Raw genomic sequence first — 2,557 nt, forward strand, 5'->3', positions numbered from 1 at the left:
CCCGGATGAAGGCAGCCATGCTGGATCACGGCCTTGACGTTCCACAACTTGACGTCCAGGATGGCTACTTTCAGGTAATCCTGCTTGGTCCAGGTGTCAACATCGACCGGCTGCGCACGCCAGCGAAGGTCGCTGGATCGCTCGTTCCGCCCTCTATCGAACAGCAAATGAATAAACGGCAGAAGGCAATTGTTACCCATGCTTTGGTGAATGGTGCCGTAACAAGTGGCTGGTGCCGCAAGCAACTCCTTGTTGCCTACGACACGATTCGGCGCGATCTTCTTGAATTGGTCAAGTTGGGTGTCCTGGAGCAGAAGGGGAAAGGGCGGAGCACTCGCTACATCACCCGAACTGAACCTTAATAATCTACCGATAATCTACCGATATTTTTTTGTAATCTACCGATTTCCCGGCAAACACGCACCACGCCCGGTAGCCAAAAAGAAGGGCGAAGACGGATCGACCCGATACGAGCTGGCATCACGCAGAATCGTCAAGTAATCGTAAAGCGGTTTTCTGTAATCGTAAAACGAGGAACCTGATCTTTATCGGTGATGTTCGCTTCCAACTAGATCCTCTGCAATCGGCCGCCCAGATGAAGATCATAGCCATCATTTTGTTGTCCTGTCTACCGCAGGCCGCCAATCATTGCCGGACGGGCCGGTATTCACTAGAAGTCCGAAAAGCAACGACTTGCGCAGGCAGGGTTTGGGCAGTAAAGTGCTGAAACAACGTAAAAACGTTTTGCATCAAGCATGTATGGTGGAGGGTGACAAGTATGGAAACGAAAACGCTCGGCAAAGACTGGCTCAAGTTCACAAATAACATTTTGCTCCCATTTGGCGCGATTATGTCGGTAATCAGAATCCTCATGCTCATCGGCAATGCGGACTCACTTCCTCAGGGATATGTCGGAGGGCAAGTGCTGTCAGCCCTAGTCAGTTTGGGTCTCTCGGCTGCGCTGTTCTTTGGATTGAAGCAGTTCAAGTCATGGGCGTGGTATTTAATGCTGGTTATGTTAGTGCTTACGCCAATTGGTGCGGCTATTAGCCGGATTCCAGGGAATGCAGGGAATCAGGGAGTAACTGTTGCACTGCTTATCATCGGGTTTTTGGCTTGGACGCTGCCTAACGTCGTGTACTTCTATCGCCGTCGGACTTGGTTCGGAATTTCACCCGACATTCTGGTAACGCCACAAACGCCAAACAATGTGCGGCCACCCTCCTTACCATCAAATAATACCAAGTCGGCTGATAGTGGTCGCGCTTCTCGGCCGCCATCGGAATCTTCTACTTCTGATGCAACCGCAATACCTATCTCGGATATCGCGTATGTGCCGTGTGCTTGCGGCAAGAACAACCGCGCAGGAGTTAAGTTTTGCGGTGCTTGCGGCAAACCAATGCAGTGGGCTTGTTCAGAATGTGGGTCATTGAATGATTCGCCAAATGTCTTTTGTCAGCATTGCGGGCTCGATCATGCTCGGCATCAAGCAGCAAAGGATGAAATAGACGAACTGTCGAAGCGGTTCGACGCCAAAGACTGGAGAAATGTCGTTTCCATAATCAGGAAGTATAAAGCCCCAGAAGTTGCTCAGAGATGCGAGAAAGCGCTCGCGGACAAGCGTTGTGCACTTGTCAGAAATATCTTCTCAGCGATGGAATTAGAGTTAGAAAAGAATCTATTGTCCGCTGAACAGACTCAGTTGTTTGCTTCCTGGGCACAGGTTGCAGACCTAGCGCGGTTAATAATTTCATGCAATCCAGAAACCCTAAGCGCAAATGAAGTTCTTGATAGAGCGATGAAAGGGGTTGCTGAATGCAAGACCATTGAAGAAGCGCAGCAAAAAAGCGCAGAGCAAGCAAAAATCGCAAAGTTGCATTCTTCTTTAGCAGCGTCGGTAAAGAAGGCAACGGAAACTCAATCCGCAAAACAATGGGACCAGGCCGAATCAATAGCTCGCGAAATATTGGCCATACGAAATACAGACCAGGAAGCGTCAAAGGCGCTCAAATCGACATCTTCCGGGCGCGAGATTTGCCGCTTTATATCCGAACTTAGTTCATGCAACTACGAACAGGTGCTCGAGAAATGCAAACTCCTTCGCGAAAAGGTCGGTGATTCCACAATTACCGTAAGCACTTCTTCTTTGAATCATACGGGGCCAATCTCTGCGCTCGAACTTTTAGTGAAAGAAAAACAAACCCAGCAGAAAATACTCATCAGAAAAATAGTCCTATGGGGGTTCATTGTTTTTGCAGTCATCGCTGCTGTTTCATTTACGTATCGCGCGGTGATTCAGCAAAAGGCCAAAAAGATTTATCAGCAAGGAATGCGTTGTAAAACTGGAGAAGGCGGAGTCACGAACCTCATCGAGGCTGAAACATATTTCCGCACAGCCGCAGGCCTTGGCAATGTTGAAGCGATGGTCCAGCTTGGTAATATCACAGAACATAGCGCGAATACTGAGGAGGCAGTACAGTGGTACCGCAAGGCTGCTGAAAAAGATCTGCCGGAAGGGCAGTGTCGCCTTGGCGCATGTTACGAGAGGGGTCTTGGT

The 2,557-nt window shown here is 49.4% G+C and carries 2 protein-coding genes; both read left to right on the top strand.

All coding sequences use genetic code 11. From position 1 onward, the window contains the following. Positions 1–362, top strand: a 362-nt coding sequence (locus tag WCO51_12285; GenBank protein ID MEI6514031.1) for an ATP-dependent DNA helicase, incomplete at its 5' end; no start/stop codon positions are given. A gap of 416 nt (positions 363–778) precedes the next feature. Beyond that, positions 779–2,557 (top strand): zinc ribbon domain-containing protein (locus tag WCO51_12290; protein MEI6514032.1); only part of this gene is annotated, 1,779 nt, incomplete at its 3' end.

This window comes from bacterium (assembly GCA_037131655.1).
GTDB lineage: Bacteria > Armatimonadota > Fimbriimonadia > Fimbriimonadales > JBAXQP01 > JBAXQP01.